17 protein-coding genes are annotated in these 17,101 nt (G+C 64.1%); 14 read left to right on the top strand and 3 right to left on the bottom strand.

The genetic code is table 11. From position 1 onward, the window contains the following. Positions 1 to 47 precede the first annotated feature (47 nt). From C7I87_RS36415 to xylB, 4 genes are all read left to right on the top strand, one after another. Positions 48 to 170, top strand: a complete 123-nt coding sequence (locus C7I87_RS36415; protein ID WP_013528283.1) for a hypothetical protein — start codon at positions 48 to 50, stop codon at positions 168 to 170. Between the two features lie 149 nt (positions 171 to 319). Further along, on the top strand, positions 320 to 943 hold the full coding sequence (locus C7I87_RS05360) for a LysE family translocator (protein ID WP_149903231.1): 624 nt from the start codon (positions 320 to 322) through the stop codon (positions 941 to 943). A gap of 174 nt (positions 944 to 1,117) precedes the next feature. Continuing rightward, positions 1,118 to 2,440, top strand: a complete 1,323-nt coding sequence (locus C7I87_RS05355; protein ID WP_149903230.1) for a tetratricopeptide repeat protein — start codon at positions 1,118 to 1,120, stop codon at positions 2,438 to 2,440. A gap of 77 nt (positions 2,441 to 2,517) precedes the next feature. Continuing rightward, positions 2,518 to 3,972, top strand: coding sequence for a xylulokinase (gene xylB, locus C7I87_RS05350; RefSeq protein WP_149903229.1), 1,455 nt, complete (start codon positions 2,518 to 2,520; stop codon positions 3,970 to 3,972). A gap of 29 nt (positions 3,973 to 4,001) precedes the next feature. Here xylB and C7I87_RS05345 read toward each other — a convergent pair whose 3' ends face one another. Further along, positions 4,002 to 4,364, bottom strand: a complete 363-nt coding sequence (locus C7I87_RS05345) for a nuclear transport factor 2 family protein (protein ID WP_149903228.1) — start codon at positions 4,362 to 4,364, stop codon at positions 4,002 to 4,004. 113 nt (positions 4,365 to 4,477) lie between these two features. Between C7I87_RS05345 and xylA the strand changes: the two genes are divergently transcribed. Both xylA and C7I87_RS05335 read left to right on the top strand, forming a co-directional pair. Continuing rightward, positions 4,478 to 5,803, top strand: a complete 1,326-nt coding sequence (gene xylA / locus C7I87_RS05340) for a xylose isomerase (RefSeq protein ID WP_149903227.1) — start codon at positions 4,478 to 4,480, stop codon at positions 5,801 to 5,803. Between the two features lie 204 nt (positions 5,804 to 6,007). Then, positions 6,008 to 6,217 carry a hypothetical protein gene (locus tag C7I87_RS05335; RefSeq protein ID WP_149903226.1) on the top strand — a complete coding sequence of 70 codons (210 nt, stop codon included), beginning with the start codon at positions 6,008 to 6,010 and terminating at the stop codon, positions 6,215 to 6,217. A 59-nt stretch (positions 6,218 to 6,276) separates the two neighbouring features. Here C7I87_RS05335 and C7I87_RS05330 read toward each other — a convergent pair whose 3' ends face one another. Beyond that, the gene (locus C7I87_RS05330; RefSeq protein WP_149903225.1) at positions 6,277 to 7,257 is read right to left on the bottom strand and encodes a GlxA family transcriptional regulator; all 981 of its coding nucleotides are present in this window, start codon (positions 7,255 to 7,257) and stop codon (positions 6,277 to 6,279) included. A 78-nt stretch (positions 7,258 to 7,335) separates the two neighbouring features. On the opposite strand from C7I87_RS05330, the gene C7I87_RS05325 reads away from it, so the two are divergent. The 7 genes from C7I87_RS05325 (at position 7,336) to C7I87_RS05295 (ending at position 15,078) form a co-directional block, all read left to right on the top strand. Continuing rightward, complete coding sequence (locus C7I87_RS05325) at positions 7,336 to 8,253, top strand: 3-dehydrocarnitine:acetyl-CoA trimethylamine transferase BcoG (protein WP_149903224.1); 918 nt, start codon at positions 7,336 to 7,338, stop codon at positions 8,251 to 8,253. Between the two features lie 22 nt (positions 8,254 to 8,275). Next, a complete protein-coding gene (locus C7I87_RS05320) occupies positions 8,276 to 8,905 on the top strand; it encodes an HD domain-containing protein (RefSeq protein ID WP_149903223.1) in 630 nt (209 codons plus the stop codon). Then, positions 8,902 to 9,996: a carnitine 3-dehydrogenase gene (locus C7I87_RS05315; protein WP_149903222.1), complete on the top strand. Its 1,095-nt coding sequence runs from the start codon at positions 8,902 to 8,904 to the stop codon at positions 9,994 to 9,996. The genes C7I87_RS05320 and C7I87_RS05315 overlap by 4 nt, the downstream gene beginning before the upstream one ends. A gap of 4 nt (positions 9,997 to 10,000) precedes the next feature. Further along, positions 10,001 to 11,164 (top strand): acyl-CoA dehydrogenase family protein, encoded by a 1,164-nt coding sequence (locus C7I87_RS05310; protein WP_140583042.1) that lies wholly within the window; start codon positions 10,001 to 10,003, stop codon positions 11,162 to 11,164. An 86-nt stretch (positions 11,165 to 11,250) separates the two neighbouring features. After that, complete coding sequence (locus tag C7I87_RS05305) at positions 11,251 to 13,329, top strand: acetate--CoA ligase family protein (RefSeq protein WP_149903221.1); 2,079 nt, start codon at positions 11,251 to 11,253, stop codon at positions 13,327 to 13,329. Continuing rightward, positions 13,322 to 14,104 (top strand): carnitinyl-CoA dehydratase, encoded by a 783-nt coding sequence (locus C7I87_RS05300; protein WP_149903220.1) that lies wholly within the window; start codon positions 13,322 to 13,324, stop codon positions 14,102 to 14,104. Before C7I87_RS05305 ends, C7I87_RS05300 begins: the two co-directional genes overlap by 8 nt. 32 nt (positions 14,105 to 14,136) lie before the next feature. After that, positions 14,137 to 15,078: an alpha/beta hydrolase gene (locus tag C7I87_RS05295; protein WP_149903219.1), complete on the top strand. Its 942-nt coding sequence runs from the start codon at positions 14,137 to 14,139 to the stop codon at positions 15,076 to 15,078. Positions 15,079 to 15,096: 18 nt separating this feature from the next. Here the strand turns inward: C7I87_RS05295 and C7I87_RS05290 are convergent, their stop codons facing one another. After that, positions 15,097 to 15,798 (bottom strand): GntR family transcriptional regulator, encoded by a 702-nt coding sequence (locus C7I87_RS05290; protein WP_188393735.1) that lies wholly within the window; start codon positions 15,796 to 15,798, stop codon positions 15,097 to 15,099. A 227-nt stretch (positions 15,799 to 16,025) separates the two neighbouring features. On the opposite strand from C7I87_RS05290, the gene C7I87_RS05285 reads away from it, so the two are divergent. Then, complete coding sequence (locus tag C7I87_RS05285; protein ID WP_149903217.1) at positions 16,026 to 17,066, top strand: ABC transporter substrate-binding protein; 1,041 nt, start codon at positions 16,026 to 16,028, stop codon at positions 17,064 to 17,066. Positions 17,067 to 17,101: the final 35 nt, after the last annotated feature.

Genomic DNA, 17,101 nt, shown 5'->3' with positions numbered 1-17,101 from the left:
CGGCACCGGTGTCTCCTACCTCTCCGGGCGACCAGCGAGGGGCCTTCATGTGCAAGACGTTAAAAACCGACATCAAGCTTTTTGCCGCTGCCATTGTCGCGGCCGCCACGGTTCTCGGTGCCAATGTCAGCCTGGCCGATATCGTGAGCACGCTGAGTGGCGCGAACTGACGCCGAGCTGCCGCTGGCGCAATTGATATCACGGCAATTCGGGGAAACCTGCGCCGCGATCCGAAATTACGCGAAAACAAAAATCAAGCCTCTTTACATTCTCCCAGGGCTCAGGATTTATCCTTTTCTTTAACCCAAGGGAGACAGACATGTCCTTCGAAAGCTGGGCCGCCTTCGCCGCCGCGTCGACCATCCTCCTTGTCATCCCGGGCCCGACCATCCTTCTGGTCGTGTCCTATGCGCTGGGCCAGGGCTGGCGCACCGCCCTGCCGATGGCCGTCGGCGTGGCGCTCGGCGACTTCACCGCCATGACCTTGTCGATGCTGGGCATCGGCGCACTGCTGGCGGCGTCCGCCACCGTCTTCACCGTGCTCAAGCTGATCGGCGCCGGCTATCTGATCTATCTCGGCGTGAAACTGTTCCGCGCCGGCGGCACGCTGAAGGCCGAACCGCGCACCGACGCGGTGTCGTTGGCCAGGATGATGGCGCATGCCTGGCTGGTCACCGCGCTCAACCCGAAGAGCATCACCTTCTTCGTCGCCTTCCTGCCGCAGTTTCTCGACCGGCATGCCAATTTCTGGACGCAGATGCTGGTCTTCGAGACGACCTTCCTGGCGCTCGCCTTCGCCAACGCCTTCGGTTATGCGCTGATCGCGGCACGCGCCCGCAACGTGGTGCGCAATCCCAAGGCGATCCGCATCTTCAACCGCACCGGCGGCACGCTGCTGGTCGGCGCCGGCATCGCCACGGTGGCGATGCGGTCGGGCAACTAATGCATGTCGCCGGGAAGTGTCCTCGGTTCCGGGATAACGACATGCATAAATCAGAAGCCTACAGCAGGTCGGGCGAATCCTATAGACATGCTGTAGCCGGGTTCTCTGGTCGCTTGGCGCGCCAGCAGTTGATGCTCTAGGATCGGCGCGGGAGCGGCGATCCAGGGACGAGGCATGATGATCAAGGACGACTTCGGCCTATCATTGTCAGGCGCGACACAGGGCGGGCTCTCTTCCTACGGCCAGGCCGTGCGCGAATTGCAGTGTTTCATCGGTGATCCGGTCAACTCCGTCGATCGCGCCATCGCGCAGGATCCCGGTTTCGTCATGGGGCATGTCTTCAAGGGCTACCTTTTCGGCCTTGCCACCGAAGCGGAGGCGACGGCCGTGGCCAGGACCTGCCACGAGGCGGCGCTGCCGCTTGCCGCGACACCGCGCGAGCGGGCGCATGTCTCGGCCCTCGGCCACCTCGCCAACGGGCGCTGGCATCAGGCCTCCGGCATCCTGCAGGACATAGCGATCGATTTCCCCCTCGATGCCGTGGCGCTCCAGGTCGGACACCAGGTCGATTTCTTCACCGGCAACGCCCGCATGCTGCGCGACCGCATCGCCCGGGCCCTGCCGTCATGGCAGACGGACATGCCTGGTTACCACGCCATGCTCGGTATGCAGGCCTTCGGCCTCGAAGAGATGGGTGAGTACGCACAGGCCGAAAGACTGGGTCGCTCAGCGGTCGAGATCGAACCGCGGGACGGCTGGGCGCAACATGCGGTGGCGCATGTGATGGAAATGCAAAGCCGGCAAAGGGACGGCATTGCCTGGATGCGTGCCGACCCCGAGGCCTGGACGAAGGAGAGCTTCCTTCAGGTGCACAATTGGTGGCACCTGGCGCTGTTCCATTACGACCTCGGCGAGACCGGCGAGGTGCTGGCGCTCTTTGACGGCCCGATCTACGGCACCAGATCGACGCTTGCGCTCAACATGGTCGATGCATCGGCGATCCTGTGGCGGCTTCACCTCGGTGGCGTCGATGTCGGCGAGCGCTGGGCGAAGCTCGCCGACAACTGGCACAAGGCCGGTGCCGGCAACTATGCCTTCAACGACGCGCACGCGATGATGGCCTTTGTCGGCGCCGGGCTCGACGCACCGGCCAGGATCTTGCTCGAGGCCCAGCGCGACGCGATGCGGGGCAATGACGACAACGTTGCTTTCACGCGGGATGTCGGCCATCCCCTGACGCTTGCTATCAAGGCGTTCGGGGAGGGCAATTACGCCGAAACGATCCGGCTGATCAGGCCGATCCGGGCGATCGCCCATCGCTTTGGCGGCAGCCACGCACAGCGCGATGTCATCGATCTCACGCTGATCGAGGCGGCCCTGCGTGCCGGTGACAGCGCGCTCGCCAAGGCGCTGACGACGGAGCGCTCGGCGGTACGCCCGGACAGTCCGCTGTCGGCGCTGTTTTCGCGACGCGCCGCCGATTTGTCAGAGAATTGACCCGGAGCGGATCTTGCCGTAAAAACTGCTCAAGGATATTTTTCGGGATCCGAAAAAAATAGACGTGGGAGGAAACCATGTATCTCGGCCTCGACCTGGGCACGTCGGGCGTCAAGGCGCTGCTGATCGACGCCGGACAGGGCGTCATCGGCTCCGGCCATGGCACGCTTGATGTTTCCCGGCCGCACCCTGGCTGGTCCGAACAGGATTCGTTGCACTGGATACGCGCCTGCGAAGAGGCGATCTCCGAACTGAGGGCGTCGCATCCCGGACAGTTCGCGGCGATCAAAGGCATCGGCCTGTCGGGCCAGATGCATGGCGCGACCTTGCTGGATGCGGCCGATCAGGTGCTGCGCCCCTGCATTCTTTGGAACGACACCCGCAGCCATGTCGAGGCGGCAGCACTGGACGCCGATCCGCGCTTCCGCGCGCTCACCGGCAACATCGTCTTTCCCGGCTTCACCGCGCCCAAGCTCGCCTGGGTCAAGAACAACGAGCCCGCTATCTTCGCCAAGGTGGCAAAGGTGCTTTTGCCCAAGGATTTCCTGCGGCTTTGGCTGACCGGCGAACATATTTCGGAGATGTCCGACTCGGCCGGTACATCCTGGCTCGATGTCGGCAAGCGCCGCTGGTCCGCGGACCTGCTCGCCGCGACGTCGCTTGACGAGAACCATATGCCAGCGCTGGTCGAGGGCACCGCGAAGGCTGGCGGCCTGCGCGCCGAACTCGCATCGAAATGGGGCATTGCGGCCGGCGTTCCGATAGCCGGCGGCGCCGGCGACAATGCGGCTTCCGCCTGTGGCATGGGCACGGTCGGCGCCGGCCACGCTTTTGTTTCGCTCGGCACGTCAGGCGTGCTGTTTGCCGCCAACGCTTCCTATCTGCCGAACCCCGCAAGTGCTGTGCACACTTTCTGCCATGCGCTGCCCAACACCTGGCACCAGATGGGCGTCATCCTGTCGGCGACCGATTCGCTCAACTGGCTGTCGGGGATCACGGGCAAGGGCGCCGGCGAGCTGACATCGGAGCTCGGCGAGACGCTGAAGGCGCCGACCGGCGTGTCGTTCCTGCCTTATCTCTCGGGCGAGCGCACGCCGCACAATGATTCCGCCATTCGCGGTTCCTTCACCGGGCTTGCGCATGAATCGGGCCGCGCCGTGCTGACCCAGGCCGTGCTCGAAGGCGTCGCCTTCGCCTTCCGAGACAGCCTGGAGGCGTTGAAAACAGCCGGCACGGCCTTGACGCGCGTGACGGCGATCGGCGGCGGCTCGCGCTCGCGCTACTGGCTGAAGGCGATCGCCACCGCGTTGCAACTGCCGGTGGATATTCCGGCCGACGGCGATTTCGGCGCCGCCTTTGGTGCCGCCCGGCTCGGCCTGATTGCCGCGACGGGCGCTGATCCGCTGGATGTATGCTCCGCGCCGCGCACGGATGCCACGATCGAACCGGACGCCGGTCTGGCCGGCGCCTACGCGGATGCGTATAGCCGCTACCGGGCGCTGTATCCCGCGATCAAGAGCGCCACGGCGTGAGCGATTTCTCGCCCACGCCGCCCGGCAACTCACTGCGCCGGCACCTTGTCGAGGAAGCCGGTGACGCTCTTCAGGCGGCCGTTCTCGATGACGCCGATATCGGTGCCTTCGATGACGGACGGGGTGCCGTCAGGCCCGAGATTCCAGGAGAAGCGGATTTTGTCGGCAAAGCCGTCCGGCGTGCCCTTCAGCGAGAAACGGAAGCCGGCAAAGCGCTGCTGCACGCCGTCGATCAGCGCCGCGATGCCTTCATGGCCGTCGCCCTGCATGAGCGGATCGCGATAGCTGACGTCGTCGGTGAAAACAGCCTTGAGCAAGGCTGCCCGGCGGCCGGCATCGCTCTCGTTCCAGGCGGTGATGTAGTTTTGGGCGATGGTGTTGAGGTCGGTCATGATCTGTGTCCTTCGTTTGACGGTTTTGACATGACCGTTTTCGATCAGCGCCGGCGTGAAACCAATTACGCCTGAGGTAATCAGGCAAACCTATCTCGGAGAGGAAGAGAACCATGAGCAGCGGCTTTTTCGGCGACATCCAGAAAATCAAATATGAGGGACCGGATTCGACCAATCCGCTGGCCTATCGCTTCTACAATCCCGACGAAGTGGTGGCCGGCAAGCGACTGGAAGACCATCTGCGCTTTGCCGTCGCCTACTGGCATTCCTTCGCCTGGCCGGGCGGCGATCCGTTCGGCGGCCAGACCTTCGACCGTCCCTGGTTCCCCAAGGCCGGCGGCGTGGATACGATGGAACTGGCGAAGCTGAAAGCGGATGTAGCCTTCGAGATGTTCTCGCTGCTCGGCGCTCCTTATTTCTGCTTCCACGACGCCGATGTGCGACCCGAGGGCAAGGATTTCTCCGAAAGCGCGGCCCGGCTCGACGAAATCGCCGACTATTTCGCCGGAAAGATGAAGCAGACCGGCGTTAAGCTTCTCTGGGGTACGGCGAACCTGTTTTCCAACCGCCGTTTCATGTCGGGTGCAGCGACCAATCCCGATCCGGATGTGTTCGCTTACGCCGCTGCGACGGTGAAGAGCTGTATCGACGTGACCAAGCGGCTGAAGGGTGAGAACTACGTGCTGTGGGGCGGGCGCGAGGGCTATGAGACGCTGCTCAACACCGACCTTGCCCGCGAGCAGGAACAGGCCGGCCGTTTCCTGAACCTTGTCGTCGATTACAAGCACAAGATCGGCTTCAAGGGCACGATCCTGATCGAGCCGAAGCCGCAGGAGCCGACAAAACACCAGTACGACTACGACGTCGCGACCGTCTACGGCTTCCTCAAGCGATTCGGCTTGGAGAAGGAGGTCAAGCTCAACATCGAGCAGGGCCACGCCATCCTGGCCGGCCACTCCTTCGAGCACGAACTGGCGCTGGCCAACGCCCTCGGCGTCTTCGGCTCGATCGACATGAACCGCAACGACTACCAGTCGGGCTGGGACACCGACCAGTTCCCCAACAACGTGCCGGAGATGGCGCTCGCCTATTACCAGGTCCTCCAGGCCGGCGGCTTCAAGACCGGCGGCACCAATTTCGACGCCAAGCTGCGCCGCCAGTCGCTCGACCCGCAGGACCTGCTGATCGGTCATATCGGCGGCATGGATTCTTGTGCGCGCGGCCTGAAGGCGGCAGCCCGCATGGTCGAGGACAAGGCGCTGTCGGCTCCGCTCGCCGAGCGCTATGCCGGCTGGAACAGCGCCGAGGCCAAGGCGATGCTCTCGGGCAAGCGGACGCTGGAGGAGATCGCCGAGCGCGTGGTGAAAAAGAAGATCGAGCCGCAGCCGCGCTCCGGCCGGCAGGAACTGCTCGAAAACATCGTCAACCGCTACGTCTGACGCTGTTAGCCGGCAATCCAGGCCGGCGCACTATGCGATTCGAAAGCTTGGCGCGCGGAAACCTTTTGCGCGCCATGCTGAAATCGACGACAAGGTTTTGCCCCCAAGCGCCCCTCAATCGCCCAGCTCTTGCCTTCAAACTGCCGTCACGAATCTCGTATAAGTGTTGCCCGTGGCGGGAGAGGAAGAAGGAGGCGAACCGATATGCAGAACGAACATGAAATCGACGCCCTGCTCTCACCTGGCGAGGCCGGATCGATCATCGACCGGCTGATGGCAATGCCGCATCCAAAGCAGGGCGCCCGCAGCACCAATGAATGGGACCGCGCCGTTGCCAGCCGCTTCGAGACCCATCTCGCGCGGCAGATGCGCTCGCAGATCGATGGCGGCAGCGACCGCCAGAATGCGGCATAGGCCTCTTATCTGTGCATGTCGTTGCCCCAAAACGGCTACACACTTTTGGGCGACCTGCACTAACCCCGGCGAAGCCTGACAGGGGCTTCGCCAAAAGCTCGTGAAAACGCTCTGGAAAAGGCCGCGGCAGACGAGAATCCCGTCCGCCCGGCAATATCGGCCATGGCGATCCGCGTGTCGACCACGAGCCGGCGCGCTGCGCCCAGGCGGAGCCTGAGATAATAGGCGCCTGGCGTCTCGCCGATCGATTTGCGAAATATGCTCTCCAGCGTTCGCGCCGTCACGCCTGCACGCTTTGCAATGGCCTCTATGGTCAGCGGCTGGTCAACATGCGCTTCCATCAGCCGGATGGCTTGTGCCAACCGTGGATCGTAGCCATCGAGCCGGCCAAGCGAGACCAGCGGCTGTGCGTCGGTCGCCACGCGCGCCTGATCGTAGATGAACGCACTTGCCACATCCAGCGCCACCGCCATGCCGAGTCGGGTGCGAATCAGATGCAACATCAGGTCCAGGGTCGGCGATGCACCGCCCGTGGTGAACACCGGCCCATCGATGATGTATCGATCGGGGCGCACGTCGACGCCTGGAAAGGCGGACGAAAAATCCTCCATGTCCTCCCAATGGGTGGTGGCGCTGCGTCCTTCCAGCAAGCCGGCACGCGCCACCAGCCACGTGCCCGCCTCGACGCCGCCGCAAGCGCGGGCCGACCGGGCCGCGCGGCGCAGGCCGGCAAGCAAGGCTGACGTGGCATAGTTCTGCGTACCGAAGCCCGCGACCACGACAAGCACATCGGTTGATTCCGTCGCATCGAACCGGCCGCTGACCGCCACGGGCAAGCCGCATGTTGTGACCGGCGCCTCACCGGTCACCGAAACCAGTTTGAAGTCGAACAGGGTTTCGCCGGCGATACGGTTGGCGGCACGCAGCGGATCGACGGCGCATGCCACGCACATGATGGATGCTCCGGAAAACACCAGTAGCGTAACCTTGAGCGGCGACTGCTCGGCGCGAAAGATTGTCGTTTTTTCGTTTTTTATCATGCCGTCTTCGTAAAGCGCAAAGCAGTCTCCGGCAAGTCGCGCAATGCTACGCTCTCTGTTGATTGGGAGGAAAATTCCATGCCGCTTGCGATGAACCGTGAGGTTTTCATTACCTGTGCCGTGACCGGGTCCGGCGGCTCGCAGGACCGCAGCCCGCATGTGCCACGCTCGCCCAAGCAGATCGCTGATTCGGCGATCGACGCGGCCAAGGCGGGTGCTGCCATCGTCCACTGCCATGTGCGTGACCCCGAAACCGGCAAGCCCAGGCGCGACGTGCATCTCTACCGCGAGGTGACCGAGCGCATCCGCGCGGCAGACGTCGACGTCATCCTGAACCTGACCGCCGGCATGGGCGGCGACATGGTGTTCGGCTCGCCAGAAGCGCCGCTGCCGCTCAACGAAAAAGGCACCGACATGGGCGGCGCCACCAACCGCATGGAACATGTGCGTCAGTGCCTGCCGGAAATCTGCACGCTCGACTGCGGCACCATGAACTTCGCCGAGGCCGACTATGTCATGACCAACACGCCTGGCATGTTGCGCGCCATGGGCGGCATGATGACGGCGCTCGGCGTCAAGCCGGAGATCGAGGCCTTCGATACCGGGCATCTGTGGTTCGCCAAGCAGCTGGTCGAGGAAAAGGTGCTGAACCCCGACGCGCTGGTGCAGCTCTGCATGGGCGTGCCGTGGGGGGCGTCTGACGACCTCAACACCTTCATGGCGATGGTCAACAACGTGCCATCGACGTGGAACTGGTCGGCCTTCGCCATCGGCCGCAACCAGATGGCCTATGCCGCGGCGGCGGTGCTCGCCGGCGGCAATGTCCGCGTCGGCCTGGAAGACAATCTGTGGCTCGACAAGGGCGTGCTGGCGACCAATGCCCAATTGGTCGAGCGCGCCGCCTCCATCGTCACCAATCTCGGCGCCAGGATCCTTGGACCGGAAGAAGTGCGCCAGAAGCTCAACCTGACCAAGCGAGCGCCGATAGCCGCATAAATTATTCGTGGGGAGGGTCGATATGGCTACCGTAAAATTCACCGCGATGAAGGATGGCGACAGGGACGACTACGAGTTCCTGACCGCGCATGAAATCGACTATGCGGCCAGGACGGGCGACCGGCTGCTCGATGCGCTCGTCCAGCTCGACGAGGGCCTGTCCGGCTACAAGATCACCCGGCTCGGCCATTCGCTGCAGGCGGCGACACGCGCCTGGCGCGACGGCGCCGACACCGACTGGATCGCCTGCGCGCTGCTGCACGACATCGGCGATATCTACGCGCCCTACAATCACGACGAATACGCCGCCTCGATCCTGAAGCCCTTCGTGCGCGAGCAATGCACGTGGGTGGTGGAGAAGCACGGCGATTTCCAGCGTCTCTATTACGCCCACCATCTCGGCGGCAATCGCCATGCGCGCGACCGCTTCGCCGGCCATGCCTATTTCGACGATTGCGATGCGTTTTGCGAGCGCTGGGACCAGTCGAGCTTCGACCCCGACTATGTGACGCTGCCGATCGAATTCTTCCGGCCCTTCGTGCTCGAAGTCTTCGCGCGCAAGGCCTACGACCCATCAGTGATCCGCGCCGGCGAGCGCGTGCCCCTCACCGATCCCGAAACCGCCAAGACAAGAACCGGAGCCTCTCAATGAGCATCATCAACAAGGCGGCCGCCATTGGCGGCGGCGTCATCGGCGCCGGCTGGGTCGCGCGGCTCTTGCTCAATGGCATCGACGTCTCGATCTTCGATCCCGATCCGGAGGCCTCGCGCAAGGTCTCGGAAGTGATGAAGGGCGCGCGTCGCGCCTACAAGCAGATGGTGCCCGGCGGCTTGCCGAAAGAGGGCAAGCTGACCTTCGCCAAGACGATTGCCGAGGCCGTCGCCGATGCCGATTTCATCCAGGAAAGCGTGCCGGAACGGCTCGACCTCAAGCATCGCGTGCTGGCCGAGATCGACACCCATGCCCCCGCCAACGCCATCGTCGGCTCGTCGACCTCCGGCATCAAGCCGACCGACATGCAGGTGGCGATGAAGAAGCATCCCGAGCGGTTGGTCGTCGGCCATCCGTTCAATCCGGTCTATCTGCTGCCGCTGGTCGAGATCGTCGGCGGCGAGCAGACTTTCCCGGAGGCCATCGAGGTCGCCAAGGAAATCTACGCCTCGATCGGCATGAAGCCGGTCGTCATCCGCAAGGAGATCGAGGCCTTTGTCGGTGACCGCCTGCTCGAAGCCGCCTGGCGCGAGGCCTTGTGGCTGATCAAGGACGGCATCTGCACGGTCGAGGAACTGGACGACATCATGCGCTACGGCTTCGGCCTGCGCTGGGCGCAGATGGGCATGTTCCAGGTCTACCGCGTCGCCGGCGGCGAGGCCGGCATGCGCCACTTCATGGCGCAGTTCGGACCCTGCCTGAAATGGCCGTGGACCAAGCTGATGGACGTGCCGGAGTTCAACGACGAGCTGGTCGACCTGATCGCCACCCAGTCGGACGACCAGGCGCACGGCTTGTCGATCCGCGAGCTGGAAAAGATCCGCGACGACAATCTGGTCGCGATCATGGATGCGCTGTCGAAGCAGAACAAAGGCAAGGGCTGGGGCGCCGGCGCGCTGCACAAGGACTATACGAAGCAACTCGCCAAGCTGGCGGCGAAGAAGCCCGTGGCTTCAAAGGCGGCGGAAAAGGCCAGGGCCGCCAAGCCGGTGAAGAAAGCCGAAAAGCCGAAGAGAAAGAAGAAGGGCTGAGAGCATGGATTTTGGTCTTTCGGAAGAGCAAAAGCTCATTGTCGAGACGACGCGCGCCTTCGTCGAGAACGAGCTTTATCCGCATGAACGCGAGGTCGAGCGCACCGGTGTGCTGCGCCGCGAGTTGATCGAGGAGTTGAAGGCCAAGGCGATCGAGGCCGGGCTCTATGCCGCCAACATGCCGGCCGATGTCGGCGGCGCGGGCCTCGATACGGTGACCTGGCTGCTCTACGAGAAGGAACTCGGCCGCGCCAATTACGCGCTGCACTGGACCTGCGTGGCGCGGCCCTCCAACATCCTGCTCGCCGGCACGCCGGAGCAGCGCGAAAAGTATCTTTTCCCCTGCATCCGTGGCGAGAAATGGGATTGCCTGGCGATGACGGAGCCCGGCGCCGGCTCCGACCTGCGCGGCATGAAGGCAACCGCCGTGCAGGACGGCGACGACTGGGTGCTGAACGGCACCAAGCATTTTATCTCGCACGCCGATCTCGCCGATTTCGCCATCGTCTTCATGGCGTCGGGTGAAGAGGATTCGCCGCGCGGCAAACGCAAGAAGATCACCGCCTTCTTCGTCGACAAGGGCACCAAAGGTTTCACGGTACGCGACGGCTATCGCAACGTCTCGCATCGCGGCTACACCAACGCCATTCTCGAATTCGACGACTGCCGGCTACCGGCAAGCCAGGTTCTGGGCGAAGTGCACAAAGGTTTCGACGTCGCCAATTCCTGGCTCGGCGCCACCCGCCTGCAGGTCGGCGCCACCTGCCTCGGCCGTGCCGAGCGGGCGCTTGGCCATGCCGTCGAATACGCCGCGCAGCGCCAGCAGTTCGGCCAGCAGATCGGCAAGTTCCAGGGCGTGTCGTTCAAGCTCGCCGACATGGCGACGGAGCTGAAAGCCGCCGACCTGATGGTGTTCGAAGCCGGCTGGAAGTACGATCAGGGCACCGTCACCGACCAGGACATGGCCATGGCCAAGCTGAAGGCCACCGAAATGCTCGCCTTCGTCGCCGACGAGGCAATCCAGATCCATGGCGGCATGGGGCTGATGGACGACCTGCCGCTGGAGCGCATCTGGCGCGACGCCCGCGTCGAGCGCATATGGGAAGGCACATCGGAGATTCAGCGACATATTATTTCGCGGGCGCTGCTGCGTCCCTTCGGGGCTTAGAGCATGATCGCGCAAAGCCGGGATTCGGTTTTGTCGGGCAAACGAGATCGTTTGTCCTGAGATCGCGCTCAAACGAAAAGATGACCATGCATAAACTCGAACGTCTCCTGCGCCCGAAATCGATCGCCGTGTTCGGTGGCGTGCAGGCCGCCGCCGTCGTGGCGCAATCGATCAAGATGGGCTTTGCCGGCGAGATCTGGCCGGTGCACCCGACCAAGGACGAGGTTGCCGGGCGCAAGGCCTACCGCTCGGTCGCGGATCTGCCTGGCGCGCCCGACGCGGCCTTTGTCGGCGTCAACCGGCACCTGACCATCGAGGTGATCAAGGCACTGGCCGAGCGCGGCGCCGGCGGCGCCGTCTGCTTTGCCGCCGGCTTCCTCGAAACCGAAGCCTATGACGAGGATGGCGAACGGCTGCAGGCCGAACTGGTCGCCGCCGCCGGCCAGATGCCGATCATCGGGCCGAACTGCTACGGCCTGATCAACTATGCCGACGGCGCGCTGCTGTGGCCCGACCAGCATGGCGGCATCAGGCTGGATGAGGGCGGCAAGGGCGTCGCCATCATCACCCAGTCCTCCAACATCGCCATCAACATGACGATGCAGAAGCGCGGCCTGCCGATCGCCTTCCTGATGACCGCCGGCAACCAGGCGCAGACCGGCCTGTCGGAAATGGCGCTTGGGCTGATCGAGGACGAACGTGTGACGTCGCTCGGCCTGCACATCGAGGCCTTCGATTCGGTAGCCGGCTTCGAGCGACTCGCGGCCAGGGCGAGAGAGCTCAAAAAGCCGATCATCGCCATGAAGGTCGGCCGCTCCGAACAGGCGCGGCAGGCGACGGTCTCGCACACCGCCTCGCTTGCCGGCTCGGACGCGGCCTCGGGCGCCTTCCTGAGGCGGCTCGGCATCGCGCGCGTCGATTCCATCCCCGCCTTCATCGAGGCGCTGAAGCTGCTGCACATCACCGGTCCGCTACCTGGCTATCGTCTGTCATCGATGAGTTGTTCGGGCGGCGAGGCGTCGGTCATGGCCGACAGCGCCGAAGGACGCTGGGTCAACTTCCCGGTGCTGACGGACACCCATCGCGCCCATGTCAAATCGACGCTCGGGCCGCTGGTCGCGGTGGCCAATCCGTTGGACTACCACACCTTCATCTGGAACAACGAGCCGGCGATGACCGCCACCTTCACCGCCATGGTGTCGGGCGGCTTCGATCTCAACATGCTGGTGCTCGACTTCCCGCGCCCCGACCGCTGCTCGGTGACCGACTGGTGGGCGACGCTACGCGCCTTCGAATCGGCGCTGAAGACCAACAAGGCGCATGGCGCCATCGTCTCCTCGCTGCCCGAGAACCTGCCGGAGGAATACACCGCCGAGCTGATGGCGCGGGGCATGGTGCCGCTGTTCGGCATTTCCGAGGCGATGGACGCCGCCCAGGCAGCGGCCTTCATCGGCTGGGCCTGGCGCGAGCCGCAAGCGCGGCCGGTGGATACAAGAGCTGCCGGGGCATCCGATGCGCCGCGCGTTACGCCTGACGAGGCCGAAGCCAAGGCGCGGCTGATCAAGGCTGGGCTTCCCGTCCCCAAGGGCGAGCGGGCCGGCAATGCGGTCGAGGCGGTGATCTCGTCGATGGCGCTCGGCTTCCCTGTCGCTTTGAAAGCCCTTGGCGTCACCCACAAGTCCGAGGTCGGCGCCGTCAGGCTCAACCTGAAGGACGCCGAATCGGTCAGCACGGCGGCGCATGACCTCTTGCCGCTCGGCACCGGGCTCTATGTCGAGCGCATGGTGCGCGACGGCGTCGCCGAACTGATCGTCGGCTTCACCCGCGACCCGATGTTCGGGGCTGTCATGACGCTCGGCACCGGCGGTGTGCTGGTCGAATTGCTGCGCGACAGCGTCACGCTGATGCTGCCGGCGACCCGCGACGATATCGAAGCCGCGTTGCGCGGCCTCAAACTGTTCCCGTTGCTCGAAGGCTATCGCGGCCGGCCGAAGGCCGATGTGCAGGCCGCCATCGACGCCATCGCGGGTATTGCCGGTTTCGTGCAGGAGAATGCCGGCGAGATCGAGGAACTCGATATCAATCCGCTGATCGTCTGCACGGAAGGCAAAGGCGCCTGGATCGCCGACGCGCTGCTGGTACTGGGAGAGAACAAGAATGTCTGACGTCATTTCGACCCGCCGCGAAGGCACCATCCTCGAGGTCACGCTCGACCGCCCCAAGGCCAATGCGATCGACCTGAAGACCTCGCGGCTGATGGGCGAGACCTTCAAGGCCTTCCGCGACGACCCTGAACTGCGCGTCGCCATCGTCAAGACCGCGGGCGACAAGTTCTTCTGCGCCGGCTGGGACCTGAAGGCCGCGGCCGGCGGCGACGCGGTCGACGGCGACTATGGCGTCGGCGGCTTTGCCGGCCTGCAGGAATTGCGCGACCTGAACAAGCCGGTCATCGCTTGCGTCAACGGCATGGCGGTGGGCGGCGGCTTCGAGCTGGCGCTGTCCTGCGATCTCATCTACGCCTCCGATCATTCCTCCTTCGCACTGCCCGAAATCCGCGCCGGCACGTTGGCCGACGCCGCGACGATCAAGCTGCCGAAGCGCATTCCCTATCATGTCGCCATGGACCTTCTGCTCACCGGCCGCTGGATGGATGTCGCCGAGGCGCACCGCTGGGGCCTGGTCAACGAGGTGCTGCCCAAGGAAAAGCTCGAGGACCGTGTCTGGGAGATCGCCCGCCTGCTCGCTAGCGGGCCGCCGCTGGTCTTCGCCGCGATCAAGGAGACGGCGCGGGTAGCAGAATCGCTCACCTTCCAAGAAGCGATGAACAAGGTGACGCGCCGGCAGTTGCCGACGGTCGACGCACTCTATGGGTCGGAAGACGGTATGGAAGGTTTCCGGGCTTTTGCGGAGAAGCGCGAGCCGGTGTGGAAGGGGAAGTGACACTGCGGAGATGATGGCGCCAGGCAGAACCCATGACCGACTACACCAAACTCATCGACGCTGAGACCTGGGCCTTCATCGAGCGGACCAATTCCTATTATCCGCCCGACACGATCGATTACACGATCGCCCAGCAGCGGGAAATATATGACCGCATGTGCCGCGAGTTCTTTGCCGGCTATCCGAAAGGCGTGACGGCCGAGACGACCGCAATCACCACAGCTGCCAACAACATCCCGATCCGCATCTATCGCAACGCGACGCCGGACGAGGCCGCCATGGTGGTCTATGTCCATGGCGGTGGCTTCATTCTCGGCGGACTGGACAGCCATGACGATGTCTGCGCCGAGCTTTGCGGCCGCACCGGTTATGAGGTGGTCTCGGTCGACTACCGACTGGCGCCGGAACATCTGCATCCAGTCGCTTTCGACGATGCGATGAACGCCTTCGAATGGGCCGCGGGGAGCTACGACCGTCCGGTCGTGCTGTGCGGCGACAGCGCCGGCGGCAACCTTTGCGCCGCGGTTGCCCACGCGACGCGCGGCCATGCGAAGGGGCCGATCGGCCAGGTGCTGATTTATCCCGGCCTCGGCGGCGATCGCTCGCGCGGCTCCTATGTGACGCACGCCGAAGCGCCGATGCTGACGGTGCGCGACCTCGAATTCTACAAGCACATCCGCACCGGCGGCGTTGACCAGACCGGTGACATCGCCCTGTCGCCGCTGGCCGATGCCGATTTCGCCAACCTGCCGCCGACCGTGCTGATTACCGCCGAGTGCGACCCGCTGTCATCCGATGGCGAGGCTTACCGCGACCGCATCGTCGCGGCAGGCGGGCGCGCCACCTGGTTCGAAGAGCCCGGCCTGGTGCATGGCTACCTCAGGGCCAGGCATAGCGTCGGCCGCGCCCGCGCGAGCTTCACCCGGATCGTCGACGCGGTGACCACGCTCGGAAAGGGCGGCTGGACCTGGTAGGGGCGAGGGCCGTCCCGCTCAGGACGCCTTGGCCAGAAAACTCTGGTAGTCCGATTTCGCCTGCAGCAGGCGCAACACATTCTCGCGCGATCCCCTCACATGCGCGCGGGCCAGGGCGCCGGCCTTGACGGCATCGCCGGCGCAGATCGCCCCGACGATCTCGGCATGCTCGTCGCGGGCGATCTTCCATTCATCGAGCCACAAGAGTTCGGTCCAGACATAATGCTGGCACTTGTCGAGGATGCCGCACAGCATGCCGTGCAGCATCGCGTTGCCGCTGATTTCGGCGATGACGCGGTGCAGGTTGATGCCGACCTCCAGTTCCTGGAATTTTTCGCGCGTCGTGCGATCGGGAATGGCGGCCAGCCGTTCGCATTCGGCCAGCATGGCACGCAGCCGCGCCTTGTCCTCCTCGGTCGCGGCCGCGGCCGCCAGTTCGGTCGCATGGCCGTCGAGCAGTTCGCGGATGTCGAAAGCCTCCCGGAACATGTTGATGTCGAACTCGGTGACGGCATAGCCCTGGCGCGGCCGGCCGGTGACCAGGCCGTCGCGCTCCAATCGGTTGAAGGCTTCGCGCACCGGCGTGCGGCTCACATTGAGTTTCGCCGCGATGTCGCTTTCGGTGACGCGCGAGCCCGGCGGGATCTGCCCGGTCACGATCATCGCCTTGAGCGCGGAATAGACCGAGTCGCGCAGCGTGTTCTTGGTTTCCTTGGCCAAATTCCGTTCCCAGTTCTCCGGTCCTTGCACCGGAAGTCGATGTGTTCTCAGGCGTAGCTGTAGTCAAAGTCGGCGCTCTTTGCCACGCCCCCTTCCCGTTAACCCGTCGCCAATGCAGGCCGCGGCAAGCGGTGTTGACATCGCCGCTTCCGAAGCTACACTCAAAATTGTATACAAAATCGCATGCCAAATCAAAAACAAATGGGAACACCGGTCGGAGAACCGAAATGAACAGGACCACCAGCTTTAGAACTCTCGCGATAGCCGGCCTCTTTGCCTCCGTGGCAGCGCCCGCCGTCGCCGCAGACACGATCACCGTCGCCTCGTGGGGCGGCACCTATCAGGAGGCTGAGACCAAGGCCTTCTTCAAGCCGACCGCCGATGCGCTCGGCATCACCATCAAGGAAGACACCACCAACGGCCTGGACGACGTGCGGCTGCAGGTGACCGGCAATGCCGTCAAGTGGGATATCACCGAGCTTGGCGCCGACGAATGCGCGCGCGGTTCGAAGGAAGGGCTGTTCGAGAAGCTGGATTACGGCGTCATCGACAAGAGCGGCATCAACCCGAAGCTGGTGCATGACGACTGGGTCGGCATTTCCTACACCTCCGTCGTGCTGATCTACCGGACCGACGTCTTCGGCGACAAAGGTCCGAAGACATGGGCCGACTTCTGGAACGTGGAAAAATTTCCGGGACGGCGTGCGTTGAGCAGCAGCCAGGCGACGGAGACATTGAGCGTCGCGGCGCTCGCCTCGGGCCTGCCGATCGACAAGGTCTATCCCGTCGACATCGATGGCGCGCTGAAATCGGTCGACAAGATCCGCGGCCATGTCGACGCCTGGTGGACCTCCGGCGCCCAGGCCATGCAGTTGGTGAAGGATGGCGAAGTCGACATGGCGAGCATCTGGAACGGACGCGCCGGCACCTTGAAGAAGGCAGGCGCGCCGGTCAGCTTCTCCTTCGACCAAGGCGTGCTCACCGCCGACTGCATGGTCATCCCCAAGGGCGCCAAGAACAAAGAAGCGGCGATGAAGGCGTTGGCCATGTTCGTCAGCCCGCAGCTGCAGGCCAATCTTCCGCTCTATGTCGACAATGGGCCGGTGAACGAGAAGGCCTTCGAGACCGGCAAGATCCCCGCCGAGCGGATCAAGGACATCAACTCGGCGCCGGAGAACGTCAAGAAGCAGGTGTTGCAGGACGCCGAGTTCTGGCGCGACAATCTCGTCGAGGCGACGGAGAAGTTCAACAATCTGATCCAGCAATAGGCACGGAACCCTGACATGCGGGGCGGCGCAAAACG

The sequence above is a fragment of the Mesorhizobium sp. SARCC-RB16n genome, assembly GCF_008520305.1.
GTDB lineage: Bacteria > Pseudomonadota > Alphaproteobacteria > Rhizobiales > Rhizobiaceae > Mesorhizobium.
The sequence above is the reverse complement of the archived record's forward strand: the minus strand, read 5'-3'. Positions and strand labels throughout refer to the sequence as shown.

Coding starts and splice junctions, on each gene's coding strand:
- C7I87_RS05335 (WP_149903226.1), top strand. CDS start 6,008: ATGCAGAACGAACATGAAATCGACGCCCTGCTCTCACCTGGCGAGGCC.
- C7I87_RS05325 (WP_149903224.1), top strand. CDS start 7,336: ATGCCGCTTGCGATGAACCGTGAGGTTTTCATTACCTGTGCCGTGACC.
- C7I87_RS05300 (WP_149903220.1), top strand. CDS start 13,322: ATGTCTGACGTCATTTCGACCCGCCGCGAAGGCACCATCCTCGAGGTC.
- C7I87_RS05295 (WP_149903219.1), top strand. CDS start 14,137: ATGACCGACTACACCAAACTCATCGACGCTGAGACCTGGGCCTTCATC.
- xylB (WP_149903229.1), top strand. CDS start 2,518: ATGTATCTCGGCCTCGACCTGGGCACGTCGGGCGTCAAGGCGCTGCTG.
- C7I87_RS05345 (WP_149903228.1), bottom strand. CDS start 4,364: ATGACCGACCTCAACACCATCGCCCAAAACTACATCACCGCCTGGAAC.
- xylA (WP_149903227.1), top strand. CDS start 4,478: ATGAGCAGCGGCTTTTTCGGCGACATCCAGAAAATCAAATATGAGGGA.
- C7I87_RS05355 (WP_149903230.1), top strand. CDS start 1,118: ATGATGATCAAGGACGACTTCGGCCTATCATTGTCAGGCGCGACACAG.
- C7I87_RS05360 (WP_149903231.1), top strand. CDS start 320: ATGTCCTTCGAAAGCTGGGCCGCCTTCGCCGCCGCGTCGACCATCCTC.
- C7I87_RS36415 (WP_013528283.1), top strand. CDS start 48: ATGTGCAAGACGTTAAAAACCGACATCAAGCTTTTTGCCGCTGCCATT.
- C7I87_RS05310 (WP_140583042.1), top strand. CDS start 10,001: ATGGATTTTGGTCTTTCGGAAGAGCAAAAGCTCATTGTCGAGACGACG.
- C7I87_RS05315 (WP_149903222.1), top strand. CDS start 8,902: ATGAGCATCATCAACAAGGCGGCCGCCATTGGCGGCGGCGTCATCGGC.
- C7I87_RS05305 (WP_149903221.1), top strand. CDS start 11,251: ATGCATAAACTCGAACGTCTCCTGCGCCCGAAATCGATCGCCGTGTTC.
- C7I87_RS05320 (WP_149903223.1), top strand. CDS start 8,276: ATGGCTACCGTAAAATTCACCGCGATGAAGGATGGCGACAGGGACGAC.
- C7I87_RS05285 (WP_149903217.1), top strand. CDS start 16,026: ATGAACAGGACCACCAGCTTTAGAACTCTCGCGATAGCCGGCCTCTTT.
- C7I87_RS05330 (WP_149903225.1), bottom strand. CDS start 7,257: ATGATAAAAAACGAAAAAACGACAATCTTTCGCGCCGAGCAGTCGCCG.